The following is a 13,664-nucleotide window of genomic DNA, read 5'->3' as shown; positions in this document are numbered from 1 at the left end:
CAGGAAGCGGTGCGAAACCGGCTAGTGCTTCGCCGAGTTCTGCGTGACCGAGCCCTGTGTCCGGTGGCGCAGCCAGACCATGCCGGCCAGTTGCACCACCAGTGCCGCCGTGGTCAGCGCCACGGCCACTGCAGCCGGCATGGACCACCCGGTAGTGACCGCCAGGATCCAGGCCACGACGACGAACACCGCGGTGCGCACAGCGAGGAAACCGAGCCTGCGCACTGTCATTGCCGGTGCCTCCTGCCGTGTGCCGCGCCTGTTCCTTCGGGGTGAAGCCTATCCTTCGACCTGCCACCGGCACGGTCCTGGTGCACAGTGAGCACCGCACGCGGCGCGCGATGCGGTGCTCGCGCGGACGGCTGACGCGGCAAGGGAGTGACCATGGCCGGCGAGAGCGGCACACAGCAGCCCACGAGTGAGAGCGCGGCCAGGGCCCGGATCGTGCTGCGGCCGATTGCCTCACCGATGGCTCTGGGATTCATCGCGCTCGGCGGGGCCACGCTCGTGCTGAGCGGGCTGCAGCTGGGGTGGCTGGCTTCCGGTGAGACGAACATCGCCGCGCTGGTGCTGGTGCTGTTCGGGTTCCCGCTGCAGCTTCTGGCGTCGATCTTCGGGTTCCTGGCTCGGGACGGGGCAGCCGCGACCGGCATGGGTGTGCTCGCGGTGAGCTGGCTGACCACCGGCATCGTCAAGTTCCTGTCCCCGCCCGGGGCCACCAGCGCGGCGTTGGGGATTCTGCTGCTGTTCGCCGGTGCCGCGCTGATGATCCCGGCGCTGGCTGCCTCCTTCGGCAAGCTCGTACCGGCTCTGGTGCTGTTCACCGCCGCGGCCCGGCTCCTGCTCAGCGGGGCCCACCAGGTCACCACCCTGGCGCCGGTGCAGTTCGCGGCCGGTGTCGTGGGGGTGGTGCTGGTGGCCATCGCGTTGTATGCCGCGCTGGCGCTGGCGCTGGAAGACGTCCGGCGCCGCACGGTGTTGCCCGTGCTGCGCATGGGCATGGGCGCAACATCGATGCGGGCAACGACGGCTGAGCAGCTCGTCGGGATCGACAACGAGGCCGGAGTCCGCGAGCAGCTGTAGCACGGGATCGTGTCGTGTGGTTCGGTGACTTACCGGCGCAGCCTGCGTGGGCGTGTCCGGTGCAGCATCCGGGCCAGGCCGCGGCAGTCGGCGACGGTGACGGTGACGGCCGGGTGCCGGATCAGCCCGAACGGTTCGATGCCGCCCACCGGCTCGGCGAACTGTATGCACAGGCCGCGCTCGCCGTTGGTGGCGCACGTCAGGCCGCGGTCGGTCAGCGACAGATGTGCCGGACCGGCCGTGGGCAAGAACGAAAACGGCCCGGTCGTCGTGGTGGCCACGACGTTGCTCACCGGGCTGCGCAGACTCCAGGGCCCGAAACGCACCAGCAGCTGCCCGTCGGTGACCTCGACCCGGGTGGTCGCGCCGGTCACGCCGAACGGGAGCCCGGCCAGGCGGTAGGCGGGGGCGAAACGGAAGGGAAATACCCGCGGGGCGGCCATGGCCCCGGCATACCCGGTGACCGAGTGCGGTATTCCCCTCTGCGGTGGCGTTCAGGTGGCCGCCGGTTCCAGCTGCACCAGCAGGCCCCGGCCGGCGCCGAGTCTCTCGGCAGCCGAACCGCCGTTGACCGCGACGGCCAGCTGCCCCGCGGAATCGGCCAGCACCAGGCACTCGCCGGCGGCGACGTCGGCGAAGGTGGTGGCCATGCGGGCCTCGGCCGTGACCGGCCCGGCGTGCAGCCGCAGCCGTGTTCCCGGGCGATGCGGGCTGCGCTCGGCGGGCAACGCCAGCTGCAGGTTCCCGAAGTGGTCGATGGTGACCACCTCGGCCCGTACGGCGTCACCGTCCACGGTGCACTCGGGTTCAGGCGGCCGCAGAAGTTCGGAAACCGGCACCGGCGGCCCCAACCGCTGGGGAGCGATTCCGCGAGCCAGCCACGCGGCCACGGGGGCGAAAATGTCCCGGCCGTGGAAAGTCTGCGACACCTGCGGCAGCCACCACTGTGGCTCGGTCAGCTCCACCGCCGCGCGGATCCCGCCGAGCGCTTCGGCAGCCGGGAGGAGTACCCCGTTGTCCGGCCCGACCAGCAGCCCCTGTTCGGCGGCGACGACCACGCCGCGGCGAGTGGTGCCCACGCCGGGATCGACGACCACCAGATGCACCGCCTGCGGCAGGTACGGCACGGTCTGGGCCAGCACCGCCGCCCCGGCCGTCACGGCCTGCGGGGGCACCTGGTGGGTCACATCCAGAATCCGTGTCTGCGGTGCCAGCCGCGCCAGCACGCCGTGGCACGCGGCGACGAACCCGTCGGCCAGCCCGTAGTCGGTGGTGAACGACACCCACGCAGGGCCTGCTGTCTGCTCGGTCATGGTCGTCATCGTCCCCCGGTGTCCCAGCAGCCGGCACCGGGGTTGCCTGCCGCTGTGTCCGACGCCGGTCGGTCACCGGTCCTGCTGCCGGGCGTTCCGGTCGAGTTCTTGCTGCTCGGCGCGGCGTTGCTCCTCGCGGTAGCCGTAGGCGGCCTGGCGCACGGCGGAGTCGGATTCCAGTCCCGATCCCAGGGCACCAGCGGCGACTCCCATCGAGGTCGCGCCCCAGGCGAGCACGAGATAACTGCCGAACCCGGTGGGGTGGCCGAGTTTGCTCTGCAGCAGCGCGGCATCGATGAGGAACACGGTCGCGGTCAGGTTGATCAGGAACAGCGCGGCGTAGAGGCACCCCACTCCGATGCCGAGAGTGAGTACGGTCGAGGCGTTGTACAAGAAGCGTTGTTCGCGGTCACCGATGCGGTGGCGCTGTTCCCACAGGTTGTGGCTCAGTACCAGCCAGGTGGTCATCAGCGCGATCACGCCGAAGGTGACCACGAGTTTGCGCCAGGGCCCCAGCAGATCCCCGATCTGCCACACCGTGGACGACGTCAGCCCGAAAGCGGAGGTGGCCAGCGCGGCCGCCAGCGCGCTGGACAGGCCCAGCACCAGCTGCCACGGGGAGTTGCTGCGCACCATGCCCGTCAGCAGCCGAACCCGGCCTCGTCCGGCCGTGGCGGTGTAGCGGATGTCGATGCGGTCGTGCTGCGGGGTGTAGCGCCGGACCGGAGCTAGAATCTCGGTCAGCTTGCTGCGCAATTCGTGCTGGGAACCGCCCGGGGGTTGCCGGGTGGTGGCGCCCACGTCGTCGAGGGCTTGCAGGACCATCTGCCGTGCCCGCCGGTGCGGCTGTAGCCCGCCCAGGGCGGGCAACGACACCGCCCCCACCCGGTGGTCGGTGTCGATGTCGGCCAGCACGGGGTGCTTGTGCCGGCGCAGCGGAAGATCGGTGAGGCACACCGCATAATCCCAGCCGTGGTGGCGCAGCTGGTCCCGGGTGGCTGCCAGGATCTCCTCGCTGCTGGTGCGGCCCGCCGCGAGCGGGTCGCTGACCACTTCCACCGACCAGGAGGCGGGATCCTCCCCGCGGTGCTGGAGCTTGTCGGGCAGTACCTCGGCCAGGTTCTTCGCGATACGGGTGGGAAAGTCCGGGTCACAGATCAGACCCAGCCGTACCATTGCCGTCACCGCCCTCCGGTTGGCCGGACCGTCTCAGGGCTGCAGCAGTACCTTGATCGCCTGGTCGTCCTTTTTCTGGAACATGTCGTAGCCGTGCGGGGCCTGCTGCAGCGGCAGGTGGTGGGTGGCGAAACTTTCCAACCCCAGCGGGTCGGCATCGTCGGTCACCAGCGGCATGACGTCGTCGATCCAGCGTTTGATGTTGGCCTGGCCCATGCGCAGCGTGATCTGCTTGTCGAACAGGGTCAGCATCGGCATCGGGTCGGCCTGGCCGCCGTAGACCCCGCTGAGCGAGATCGTCCCACCCCGGCGCACCACGTCGATGGCCGAGTACAACGCCCCGAGCCGGTCCAGCCCCATCCGATTCATCATCGGAACCGACAGGCTGTCGGGCAGGGCCGTGGCCATCTGCTGGGCCAACCGGCCGACCGGGGAACCGTGGGCTTCCATCCCCACCGCGTCGATGACCGAGTCGGTGCCGCGCCCGTCGGTGAGCTCGCGCACCGCGTCACCGAGGGAGGTGCCGCCGCCGCTGTGCTCCCGCAGATCCAACACCTGCACCCCATCGGCGCGGGCCCGGTCGAGCCGTTCGGGAACCCGGTCCACACCGATGACCTGACCGGCGCCGCGCTGCAGCGCCAGCCGGCAGGACATGCTGCCGATCGGCCCCAGCCCGAGCACGGTGACGCTGCCACCGGGTGGAATCTCGGCGTACTCCACCGCCTGCCAGGCGGTGGGCACCACATCGGACAGGTACACGAACCGGTCGTCGGAAGGACCGTCGGGAACCTTGATGTGGCTGAATTGCGCCTGCGGCACCCGCAGGTACTCGGCTTGGCCGCCGGGCAGCTGCCCGTAGAGTTTGGTGTAGCCGAACAGGGCCGCGCCCGTGCCCTGCTCCCGCACCTGGGTGGTCTCGCACTGGGTGTACAGGCCCCGGTCGCACATGAAGCAGGAACCGCAGGAAATCTGGAAGGGCACCACCACGCGATCACCCGGTTGGATCGCGGTCACCTCGCTGCCCACATCCTCGACGATGCCGATCGGTTCGTGACCGAGGATGTCGCCTTCCTCCAAAAACGGGGTCAGCACCTCGTACAGGTGCAGATCCGAACCACACACCCCCGTGGTGGTCACCCGCACGATGGCGTCGGTGGGGTCTTGCAGGGCGGGATCGGGCACGGTGTCGACGCGCACATCGCGTTTGCCGTGCCATGTCACTGCCTTCATCGTCGATGTCCCCTTCCGGCGTCGGGCAAGGCCGCCGAGCCGGGGGATATCCACGCTGCGGCCTCCGGCAAACCCGCCGGTCCTGCCCCACCCACCCCGCAGCACCCGGATTGGTGACCCCCGAGGGTGGGTAGCACCCCGGTGACGGCGAAAGGAGAAGCACCGTGCAACGAGGCAGCGACAAGCACAACCCCCGCCAGGACGACGCCCTGGAAGAAGACGTGGAGGGCTTGCTGCAGGGCAATCACCCCACCCGGTCCGACGAGTCCCTCGACGCCGAACCCCCGGCCGACGACGACCCCGAGACCCGGATGCGGCCGGAACCCCCTCCCCCGCAGGAGCGGCCGAGCGACTGACAACGACGGCCCGCCCCGGTGCACACACCGGGGCGGGGCCGGTCAACCGGGTGCGAACTCGCCCAGCAGGGCGAGAATCTCGGCGTCCTCGGTGGGCCGGAAGTCGCGATACCAGTGACCGACGGCGTGGAACGAGGACGGTTGCAGCGGGCACAGCACCGTGTCGGCTTCCTCGCTCAGCGCGGCCACCGCATCGGCAGCCCCCACCGGGGCGGCGAGCACGATGCTGCGGGGCGCGTACTGGCGCACCATCCGCACAGCCGCACGGGCCGTGGCACCGGTGGCCAGACCATCGTCGACGAGCAGCACATCACGGCCCTCCAGCGCCGGTGCAGGACCCTGCTGGTAGAGCTCTTCACGCCTGCGGGCCTCCTCCTGCTCCCGGGCACAGGCCTCGGCCAGGCGCTGCTCGTCGGTGTGGAAGGACTGCAGCAGCCGCTGATCGTAGGTGGCCGGGCCGTGCGCGGTGACCGCACCCAGCGCCAGTTCCGGCTGCTCCGGCGCGCCGATCTTGCGGGCCACCCCCACCCGCAGCGGGGCGTGCAGGGCCCGCGCCACTTCGGCAGCCACCGGTACCCCACCGCGGGCCAGACCGATCACGACGGGATCGACCAGCTCGCCTGCGGTGAACGATTCGGCTAGAACCCGCCCGCCGTGGCGCCGGTCGGCGAAGCCGTGCTCGGCGGGTCCGGGCAGATCCGGACGCGACATCGGTGGTCTCCTCCAGCAACCCGCCCGCAAGCGGTCTCGGCAGGTGCGCGTTGTTGCTGCCTTCGATGATGCCCGCAATCGCGTCGGGAAAAACACCACCACCCGTCGCGGCGGTGCCGCCGGCGACGTCACCGGCGAAACGCCGACACCCGCAAGGTGCGCAACCGGTTCAGCGCCGCAGCCAGTTCGAACCGGCGGGGAACGGCGAAGTCGCCCACATAGCGCTCGTCGACCGCGGCGATACCACGTTTGTCGACCTCGCCGCCGAACGCGTCGAGGATCTCGGCGATCGTGCGGGTGCCATCCAGCAGGCCGGAGCGCACACACGTCACCAGGGCCAGGCCGATGCCGGTGACCTGGCTGGGATCGACCAGCTGCTCCACGGCCCGCAGCTCCACCGTGGCCTCCCCGAGGGTCAGCGCGTCGGTGCCCCGGCTGCGCACCTTCGGGCGGTCGGTGCTGATCGAACGCGGGTCGGGCACGCGGGCGCGGACGGACGGGAAGTGCTCGGCCTCGGCATGCCGCCCGGTCGGGTTGGCAGCGACCTCGCGAGCGCGGTCGGTGATCTCATAGGTCCGGTAGGAATCCATCATCACCACCCGGTCGGCCACGTCCATGTAGTCGCCCGAGCCCCCCATGACCAGCACTGTGGACACGCCCTGCTGACGGTGCAGCGGGCGGATGAGGTCCAAAAACGGAGTCAGCGGCTCGGATTCCTTGGCCACCAGCGACTGCATCCGCGCATCACGAATCATCAGGTTCGTCGCGGCGGTGTCCTCATCGAGCAGCAACACCCGTGCTCCCGCCTCGACCGACTCCACCAGCGAGGCTGCCTGCGAGGTCGATCCCGAGGCGTTGTCGGTGGAAAAGTCGCTGGTGTCGGTGCCGGTGGGCAGATGACTGACGAACGGGCTGACATCGACCCGGTGCACGCGGCGGCCGTCCTCGGCGCGGACCTTGACCGTGTCGTCCCGGCAGACCACCAGTTCGCGCCCATCGCCGGGGATGTGGTCGTAGATGCCGTTTTCCAAAGCCCGCAGCAGCGTCGACTTGCCGTGAAAGCCCCCACCGACGATGAGGCTGATCCCCTCGGGCACGCCCATGCCGCTGATGCGGCCCCGGTGGGGCAGATCGACGTGCACCCGCAGCGAATCCGGGGAGGAAAACGGCAACCCGTCCGGCAGAGGCCGGTCGTCGACCCCGCTGCGGCGAGGCAGCACCGCCCCGTCGGCCACGAACGCCACCAGCCCCAGCTCGGGCAGCTGCCGCCGCAGGGCGTCGGTGTCCTCGACCGAGTGCACGAATTCCCGCACACGCTGCTGATCGGCGCTCGACCACCGCAGTGCGGCCGCCACAGCCTCGGGCAGATCAGTGCACAGTGCCTGCTCGGCCTGCTTCCCGTCGATCGTGCGGCCCTTGCCGGGCAGGTCGATGCCCAGCCGCAGCACCACCTCACCGTCGAGGATCTGGCAGGCGCTGCGGTCGAGAACCTGCTGGTGGCCGGCGTCCACCCGCAGCCGGCTGTCCCGCAGCTGCCGGTGCACCGCACGCAGCAGCACCCCGGCCAACCCCCGGGCCCGCACCGGCGTGGACCACAGCTGTTCGGGGAAACCGGCGGTGGCCGCCGGTACCCGCACCTGGCAGCGACTGGCCGGCGCGTACGGGTCCGGCTGGACCTTGTGCACTTCCAGAGTGAAACCGTCGAAGTGCCACGTGCCCATCAACGCCTTGTACCGGCCGTAACTGGAGCCGTGCATACCGCGGAGCTCGTGGCGCAGACCGGCGGCATCGCGCCGGTCTGCGGGGGTGCTGCGACCGCGGCCTGCCGGGCCGCCCTGCCTGCCTGTTCGCTGTGCCATCTCCCCGACAAGTACCCGACAGCGCGGGGAATATCCAATGCCGGTCTCGGCCGCCGAGGCACAGCTCACCGCAGGCCTGCAACGGGTGCGGGGCCGGCTTCACACGGCGAAGCCGGCAAGATCGGGTTATTCTGCGGCGCGCACATGATCTCTTACTCTGTGTGACGGGCCGGCAGTGGCGACTGCGGTCGCCGCGCGGTGGCCCGGTAACGCGTCGCCAAGGAGGCGAACCGAGTGGTACTGCCGTGCACCACCCCTGTCCCGCGTGGCACCCGCGTGCTCCACCGCTGCCTGCCCACGACCCGCCGGGTGGTCGTGGCCTTCTCGACGATGCTGCTCGCCCTGGCCGCCCCCGGTGTGGGCGGTGCCGCCTCCTCGGCCGGTGCGCCCTCCCCCGGCCGCAGTGCGCCGCTGCTGGATCCCCGCGCCCCGCACGGCGCATGGGCCGGCTACAGCCTCGGCCACAGCAGCACGGCCCGCACGGCCTCGACAGGCCCCTCCGGCGACGGGGTGGCCGGCATGGACGTCAGCGGCCACCAGGGCACGGTGAACTGGCAGCAGGCCTGGGCCGACGGCGCTCGGTTCACCTACGTCAAAGCCACCGAGGGCACCACGTATCACAGCCCCGTGTTCAACCAGCAGTACACCGGCTCCTACCGAGTCGGCATGATCCGCGGCGCCTACCACTTCGCGCTGCCCAACGTCTCCGACGGGGCGGCCCAGGCCCACTTCTTCGTCGACAACGGCGGCGGCTGGTCGGCCGACGGGCGCACCCTGCCCGGGGCCCTGGACATCGAATACAACCCGTACGGGCCCATGTGCTACGGCATGAGCCCGGACGAGCTGTCCCAGTGGATCACCGAGTTCAGCACTACCTACCAGGCCCGCACGGGCCGATATCCGGCCATCTACACCACCCGCCACTGGTGGAACACCTGCACCGGCGGCAACGAGAGCTTCGCGGCCACCCACCCGCTGTGGGTGGCCCGCTACGGCCCCGAGGTGGGGGCGCTGCCCGCCGGGTGGAACTACCACACCATCTGGCAGTTCAACGACCACGGAACGTTTCCCGGTGACCAGAACACGTTCAACGGCGACAGACGGCAGCTGGTGCGGTTCGCCGGCTGACACGGCTCAGTCCGGCAGCACCCCGGGCGGGATGGGCCGGTCGTTGGCGATGGCTTCGAACATCGCCGAGGCCTGCGCCGAGTCCCATTTGACCACCGACTGGCCGTTGAGCCTGTCGAACCCGGCGATGGGCACCGTGGCCGTCACGCCCTGGCCGCTGCTGATGTCGCCCATGGTCCAGGCCAACCAGGCCAGATGCCAGACGTGATCGTTGTTGTCGACCAGGAAGGTGTCGCCGGCTCCCGAGATCAGCGGAAACAGCCGGAACGGGTTGAACAGGGTGGCTGGGCTGGTGGCCTTGCCGATCAGCGCCCCGAGCAGTTTGCGCTGGTTTTGCACCCGTTGCAGATCGCCTTGGGCGAAGGCGCGGCTGCGCACGAAACCCAGCGCCTGGGGCCCGTCGAGCTGCTGGCAGCCGGCTTCCAGGGCGAGATCGATCTTCGGGTCGCGCAGGGGCTGATCCAGGCACATCTCGACACCGCCGACGGCGTTGACCAGCTCGGCAAATCCTCCCAGGCCGATCTCGGCGTAGTGGTCCAGATGCACTCCGGTGACCGTTTCCACCGTCTGCACGAGCAGTTTCGGGCCGCCGTAGGAGAAGGCGGCGTTGAGTTTGCCGCGCCCGTGCCCGGCGATCGGCACCGAGGAGTCCCGCGGCAGACTGATCAGCGACGGCTGCCCGTCTCCGGCGGGGATGTGCACCAGCATCATGGTGTCGGTGCGGCGTCCTCCGGCATCACCGGCTGAGAGTTCCTCCCGCCGGGACTCGTCGAGCCCCTGGCGGCTGTCGGAACCCACCAGCAGCCAGTTCGTCCCCGGGGTGTCGGCCGGCCGCCCCTCGTAATCGGCCAGGGCCGGGGTGCGCTGCAGCACGCTGTCGACGTAGCCGATCAGGCCCGCCAGCAGCAGCACCACCAGCCCCAAGGCGATGCCGACCCGGCGCGGCCACCGCTTCTTCCGCGGCGGCGCGGGGGGCCGTCCCCCGCCCGCCTGCGGGCGGCGCGGGGCAGTGGGTTGCTGGGGCGGCGGGGCCGCTTGCCGGGGTGGCTGCTGGGGCGGTGGGGGCTGCGGTGGCTGCATGCCTTGGTAGTAGTCGTAGCCACCCTGGGGCCGGTTCGGCTGGGGCCGCCGACCTCGAGGGGGCTGGTTGGCCGACCAATCGCTCATGACCTCACACCCGCGGTATCGACTCGCCGGCACCCGTGGTGACATGCCGACCTGCGCCCGGCAGCATTCCAGAAGCGCCGCGGTCGCCGACACACCACTACCGCATCACCGCCACAGTCGACAATCACCGCAGGTCACGCCCGCCCGGCGGAAAGCCTCCTTGGCGGGGCCGCCCGGATGTCCTATGCGGTGGCCGCCTGCATCGCCTCGGCCCACACCGCCACCGCCTCGTCGACGTGCTCGGCGGTGACCACCAGCGGCGGGATCATCCGCACCACGTTGCCGTGCGGACCGCAGGTCAGCAGCAACAGCCCCCGCTCGGCGGCGGCCTGCTGCGCCCGCGCCGCACCGGCCGCATCCGGGCTTCCGTCGGGGGCGGTGAACTCGTTGCCGATCATGAGCCCACGCCCGCGCACGTCACCGAGGACGGGGTGGTCGGCGGCCACGGTGCGCAGCCCTTCGGCCAGCCGGGCGCCCTGCTCGGCGGCGTTGGCCACCAGCCCCTCTTCGTGCACGATGTCCAGGGTGGCCACGGCCGCGGCGGCGGCCACGGCATTGCCGCCGTAGGTGCCGCCTTGCGAGCCCGGCCAGGCCCGGCTCATGAGCTCGTCCGGCGCCGCGACCGCCGACAGCGGAAACCCACTGGCCAGTCCCTTGGCGGTGATCACCACGTCCGGGCGCACCCCAGCGTGGTCGAGGCCCCAGAACCGGCCGGTGCGGCCCACCCCGGTCTGGACCTCGTCGACGATGAGCAGCGCACCGTGCCGGTCGGCGCGCTGCCGCAACCCGGTCAGAAACTCCGGCGGTGCCGGGATGTAGCCGCCCTCGCCGAGCACCGGTTCGACGATCAACGCCGCGGTGTCGGCCGGAGGGCTCACGGTGGCCAGCACGTGGTCGAGTTCGGTCAGCGCGAAACGCACCGCCTCGGACTGTGACCACCCGTGGCGGTAGGGCTCCGGGAACGGAGCGAAGGCCACCCCCGGCATCATCGGCCCGATCCCGGCGCGGGTCTTGGTGCCCGAGGTGGTCAGTGCGCCGGCTCCCATCGTGCGGCCGTGAAACCCGCCGGAAAAGGCCACGATGTTCTGGCGCCCGGTGGCCTGCCGCGCCAGACGCACGGAGGCTTCCACGGCTTCGCTGCCGGAGTTGACGTAGAACAACCGGTCCAGCCCGGCGGGCAGGACCTGCCCGAGTCGTTCGGTGAGCTGCAGCAGCGGCCGATGCAGCACGGTCGTGTACTGGCCGTGGATGAGGGTACCCACCTGGCGCTGGGCCGCTTCGACCACGCGCGGGTGACAATGGCCGGTACTGGTCACGCCGATGCCGGCGGTGAAGTCGAGGAAGCGACGGTCGTCCTCGTCGTAGAGATGGACCCCCTCGCCCCGGGCGGCCAGCACCGGCGTGGCCTGTTTCAACACCGGTGAGAGTTCAGCCATGATCGAACCCAACCTCCTCGGGCAGGTCACCGCCCGCGTGGACCCTGTCAACGCGGCACAATCGGTATGATTGTTGACAATCTATGCTGACATGCAACCATCGCGGTTGCGTCCTGTCCACCGCCGAGCCAAGAAGAGGCGTCACCGAGCATGAATGCGCACGAGCAGCCCTCCCACCCCCGCGAGAGCACCGTCGTCGAGGCGGCCCCCAAACAACTGCTCATCGGCGGGAAGTGGCGCGCAGCCGAGCAGGACCGCACCTACGACGTCGAAGACCCCTCCACCGGCCGCAGCCTGTGCACGGTCGCCGACGCCGGCCCCGACGACGCGCTGGCGGCCCTGGCCGCCGCCGACGAGGCCCAGCACGACTGGGCGCAGTACCCACCCCGCGAGCGAGGGGAAATCCTGCGCCGGGCCTTCGAGCTCATCACCGCCCGCCACGAGGATCTCTCGCTGCTGATGACCCTGGAGATGGGCAAGCCGCTGACCGAATCCCGCGCCGAGATCACCTACGCCGCCGAGTTCTTCCGCTGGTTCGCCGAGGAGGCCGTGCGCATCGACGGGGACTACGCGGTGGCCCCCAACGGCAAGGGCCGGTTCCTGGTGCTGCGCCAACCGGTCGGCCCGGCGGTGATGATCACCCCGTGGAACTTCCCGATGGCCATGGGCACCCGCAAGATCGGGCCCGCCGTGGCCGCCGGCTGCACGATGGTGCTCAAACCCGCACACCAGACCCCGCTGACGATGCTGGCCCTGGCCGACCTGCTCACCGAAGCCGGGCTGCCCGACGGCGTGCTCAACATCATCACCTCCCAGAGCGCGGGCCGGGTGATGGAACCGGTCATCCGGGACCCACGGGCACGCAAGCTCACCTTCACCGGCTCCACCGCGGTCGGCCGCACACTCATCGAGCAGTCGGCCCAGCAGGTGCTCAAAACCTCCATGGAGCTCGGCGGCAACGCCCCGTTCCTCGTCTTCGCCGACGCCGACATCGACGCCGCCGTCGACGGCGCGATGCTGGCCAAGATGCGCAACATCGGCGAGGCCTGCACGGCGGCCAACCGCTTCTACGTCCACGCCGATGTCGTCGAGGAGTTCTCCGCCAAGCTCACCGAGCGGATGCAGGGGCTGCGCGTCGGCCGAGGAGTCAGTGACGACGTCGAGGTCGGCCCCCTCATCGACGCCGACCAGTGCAGCAAGGTCACCGAACTGGTCGACGACGCCGTCGAGCGCGGCGCCGAGGTCGTCACCGGCGGCCGGCCGGGTGCAGGCGAGGGCCACTTCTACCAGCCCACCGTGCTGACCGGGGTGCCCACCGACGCTCGGCTGACCCGCGAGGAAATCTTCGGGCCGGTGGCGGCGATCACCACCTTCACCGACGAGCAGGCCGTCCTCGACGAGGCCAACAACACCGAATACGGCCTGGTCAGCTACGTCTACACCCGCGACGTGCAGCGCGCGCTGCGCATCAGCGAAGCACTGGAGACCGGCATGGTCGGACTCAACCAGGGCATGGTGTCCAACCCGGCGGCGCCTTTCGGCGGGGTCAAGCACTCCGGGCTGGGCCGCGAGGGCGGCAAGGTCGGCATCGAGGAGTTCCTGGAAACCAAATACGTCGCCATCGGCGGCCTGTGAGCCGCACACACCAGCGGGATGGGGCCACGACACCATCCCCGTGACCCCACCCCCGAAAAGGGCCTGCAGCGCACGCACCGGCCCGACGCTCGAGGCCGGCGGTGGCCGGATCAGAACGCCCCGGCTCCGGCCTCGGCGACGGCCTGGTCCTGCTCGCCGGTTCCGCCGCTGACGCCGACCGCTCCGACGACCGCACCGTCCCGGCTCAGCGGGATCCCACCGGCAAAGATCATGACCTTGCCGCCGTTGCTGGCGTGGATGCCGTAGAACTGCTGGTTCGGCTGGGCATTCTCGGCCAGGTCCCGGGTGGCGAGGTCGAAGGCCCGCGACGTCCACGCCTTGTTGATCGCAATGTCGATGCTGCCGATCCAGGCCCCGTCCATACGCACGTGCGCGACGAGGTTGCCACCGCCGTCCACGACGGCGATGTTCATCGGTTGCCCGATCTCGGTGGCCTTCTGCTCTGCCGCGGCGATCACCGTCCGCGCATCGTCCAGGGTCAGCGTTGCCATGCCATGTCCTTTCCGCACAGGAAGGGTGTCGTCCTCGACGACCTTGCCCGACCACACC

At 70.5% G+C, this 13,664-nt stretch carries 14 protein-coding genes; 4 read left to right on the top strand and 10 right to left on the bottom strand.

What is annotated here, in order from left to right; translation table 11 throughout:
* Positions 1-21: 21 nt before the first annotated feature.
* A complete protein-coding gene (locus tag DFQ14_RS05040) occupies positions 22-231 on the bottom strand; it encodes a hypothetical protein (protein ID WP_114451869.1) in 210 nt (69 codons plus the stop codon).
* 153 nt (positions 232-384) lie between these two features.
* On the opposite strand from DFQ14_RS05040, the gene DFQ14_RS05035 reads away from it, so the two are divergent.
* Positions 385-1,083: a GPR1/FUN34/YaaH family transporter gene (locus DFQ14_RS05035; RefSeq protein ID WP_114451868.1), complete on the top strand. Its 699-nt coding sequence runs from the start codon at positions 385-387 to the stop codon at positions 1,081-1,083.
* 29 nt (positions 1,084-1,112) lie between these two features.
* On the opposite strand, the gene DFQ14_RS05030 is transcribed toward DFQ14_RS05035, so the two are convergent.
* The 4 genes from DFQ14_RS05030 to DFQ14_RS05015 form a co-directional block, all read right to left on the bottom strand.
* A complete protein-coding gene (locus DFQ14_RS05030) occupies positions 1,113-1,526 on the bottom strand; it encodes a hypothetical protein (protein ID WP_114451867.1) in 414 nt (137 codons plus the stop codon).
* 51 nt (positions 1,527-1,577) lie between these two features.
* Entirely contained in the window at positions 1,578-2,396 is an 819-nt protein-coding gene (locus DFQ14_RS05025; RefSeq protein WP_114451866.1) for an SAM hydrolase/SAM-dependent halogenase family protein, read from the bottom strand.
* A 72-nt stretch (positions 2,397-2,468) separates the two neighbouring features.
* Complete coding sequence (locus DFQ14_RS05020) at positions 2,469-3,572, bottom strand: hypothetical protein (protein ID WP_114451865.1); 1,104 nt, start codon at positions 3,570-3,572, stop codon at positions 2,469-2,471.
* 33 nt (positions 3,573-3,605) lie between these two features.
* On the bottom strand, positions 3,606-4,802 hold the full coding sequence (locus DFQ14_RS05015) for a zinc-dependent alcohol dehydrogenase (RefSeq protein WP_114451864.1): 1,197 nt from the start codon (positions 4,800-4,802) through the stop codon (positions 3,606-3,608).
* A 164-nt stretch (positions 4,803-4,966) separates the two neighbouring features.
* Here DFQ14_RS05015 and DFQ14_RS05010 point away from each other — a divergent pair, with 164 nt between their 5' ends.
* Positions 4,967-5,158, top strand: coding sequence for a hypothetical protein (locus DFQ14_RS05010; protein WP_114451863.1), 192 nt, complete (start codon positions 4,967-4,969; stop codon positions 5,156-5,158).
* Positions 5,159-5,200: 42 nt separating this feature from the next.
* On the opposite strand, the gene DFQ14_RS05005 is transcribed toward DFQ14_RS05010, so the two are convergent.
* Entirely contained in the window at positions 5,201-5,869 is a 669-nt protein-coding gene (locus tag DFQ14_RS05005) for a phosphoribosyltransferase (protein WP_114451862.1), read from the bottom strand.
* Between the two features lie 128 nt (positions 5,870-5,997).
* On the bottom strand, positions 5,998-7,728 hold the full coding sequence (locus DFQ14_RS05000; RefSeq protein WP_114451861.1) for an ABC-ATPase domain-containing protein: 1,731 nt from the start codon (positions 7,726-7,728) through the stop codon (positions 5,998-6,000).
* 240 nt (positions 7,729-7,968) lie between these two features.
* Between DFQ14_RS05000 and DFQ14_RS04995 the strand changes: the two genes are divergently transcribed.
* The gene (locus DFQ14_RS04995) at positions 7,969-8,856 is read left to right on the top strand and encodes a lysozyme (RefSeq protein ID WP_420810137.1); all 888 of its coding nucleotides are present in this window, start codon (positions 7,969-7,971) and stop codon (positions 8,854-8,856) included.
* Positions 8,857-8,862: 6 nt separating this feature from the next.
* On the opposite strand, the gene DFQ14_RS04990 is transcribed toward DFQ14_RS04995, so the two are convergent.
* Both DFQ14_RS04990 and DFQ14_RS04985 read right to left on the bottom strand, forming a co-directional pair.
* The gene (locus DFQ14_RS04990; protein WP_114451860.1) at positions 8,863-10,023 is read right to left on the bottom strand and encodes an LCP family protein; all 1,161 of its coding nucleotides are present in this window, start codon (positions 10,021-10,023) and stop codon (positions 8,863-8,865) included.
* Between the two features lie 182 nt (positions 10,024-10,205).
* Positions 10,206-11,459: an aspartate aminotransferase family protein gene (locus DFQ14_RS04985; protein WP_114451859.1), complete on the bottom strand. Its 1,254-nt coding sequence runs from the start codon at positions 11,457-11,459 to the stop codon at positions 10,206-10,208.
* A 150-nt stretch (positions 11,460-11,609) separates the two neighbouring features.
* On the opposite strand from DFQ14_RS04985, the gene DFQ14_RS04980 reads away from it, so the two are divergent.
* The gene (locus DFQ14_RS04980) at positions 11,610-13,094 is read left to right on the top strand and encodes an NAD-dependent succinate-semialdehyde dehydrogenase (RefSeq protein ID WP_114451858.1); all 1,485 of its coding nucleotides are present in this window, start codon (positions 11,610-11,612) and stop codon (positions 13,092-13,094) included.
* 110 nt (positions 13,095-13,204) lie between these two features.
* On the opposite strand, the gene DFQ14_RS04975 is transcribed toward DFQ14_RS04980, so the two are convergent.
* Positions 13,205-13,606, bottom strand: coding sequence for a GlcG/HbpS family heme-binding protein (locus DFQ14_RS04975; protein ID WP_114451857.1), 402 nt, complete (start codon positions 13,604-13,606; stop codon positions 13,205-13,207).
* Positions 13,607-13,664: the final 58 nt, after the last annotated feature.

The sequence above is a fragment of the Halopolyspora algeriensis genome (assembly GCF_003337235.1).
GTDB lineage: Bacteria > Actinomycetota > Actinomycetes > Mycobacteriales > Pseudonocardiaceae > Haloactinomyces > Haloactinomyces algeriensis.
Note: the sequence above shows the minus strand (reverse complement) of the source record. Positions and strands in the feature narration are given on the sequence as shown.

Coding starts and splice junctions, on each gene's coding strand:
- DFQ14_RS04975 (WP_114451857.1), bottom strand. CDS start 13,606: ATGGCAACGCTGACCCTGGACGATGCGCGGACGGTGATCGCCGCGGCA.
- DFQ14_RS04990 (WP_114451860.1), bottom strand. CDS start 10,023: ATGAGCGATTGGTCGGCCAACCAGCCCCCTCGAGGTCGGCGGCCCCAG.
- DFQ14_RS04980 (WP_114451858.1), top strand. CDS start 11,610: ATGAATGCGCACGAGCAGCCCTCCCACCCCCGCGAGAGCACCGTCGTC.
- DFQ14_RS05000 (WP_114451861.1), bottom strand. CDS start 7,728: ATGGCACAGCGAACAGGCAGGCAGGGCGGCCCGGCAGGCCGCGGTCGC.
- DFQ14_RS05020 (WP_114451865.1), bottom strand. CDS start 3,572: ATGGTACGGCTGGGTCTGATCTGTGACCCGGACTTTCCCACCCGTATC.
- DFQ14_RS05005 (WP_114451862.1), bottom strand. CDS start 5,869: ATGTCGCGTCCGGATCTGCCCGGACCCGCCGAGCACGGCTTCGCCGAC.
- DFQ14_RS05015 (WP_114451864.1), bottom strand. CDS start 4,802: ATGAAGGCAGTGACATGGCACGGCAAACGCGATGTGCGCGTCGACACC.
- DFQ14_RS04985 (WP_114451859.1), bottom strand. CDS start 11,459: ATGGCTGAACTCTCACCGGTGTTGAAACAGGCCACGCCGGTGCTGGCC.
- DFQ14_RS05040 (WP_114451869.1), bottom strand. CDS start 231: ATGACAGTGCGCAGGCTCGGTTTCCTCGCTGTGCGCACCGCGGTGTTC.
- DFQ14_RS05035 (WP_114451868.1), top strand. CDS start 385: ATGGCCGGCGAGAGCGGCACACAGCAGCCCACGAGTGAGAGCGCGGCC.
- DFQ14_RS05025 (WP_114451866.1), bottom strand. CDS start 2,396: ATGACCGAGCAGACAGCAGGCCCTGCGTGGGTGTCGTTCACCACCGAC.
- DFQ14_RS05030 (WP_114451867.1), bottom strand. CDS start 1,526: ATGGCCGCCCCGCGGGTATTTCCCTTCCGTTTCGCCCCCGCCTACCGC.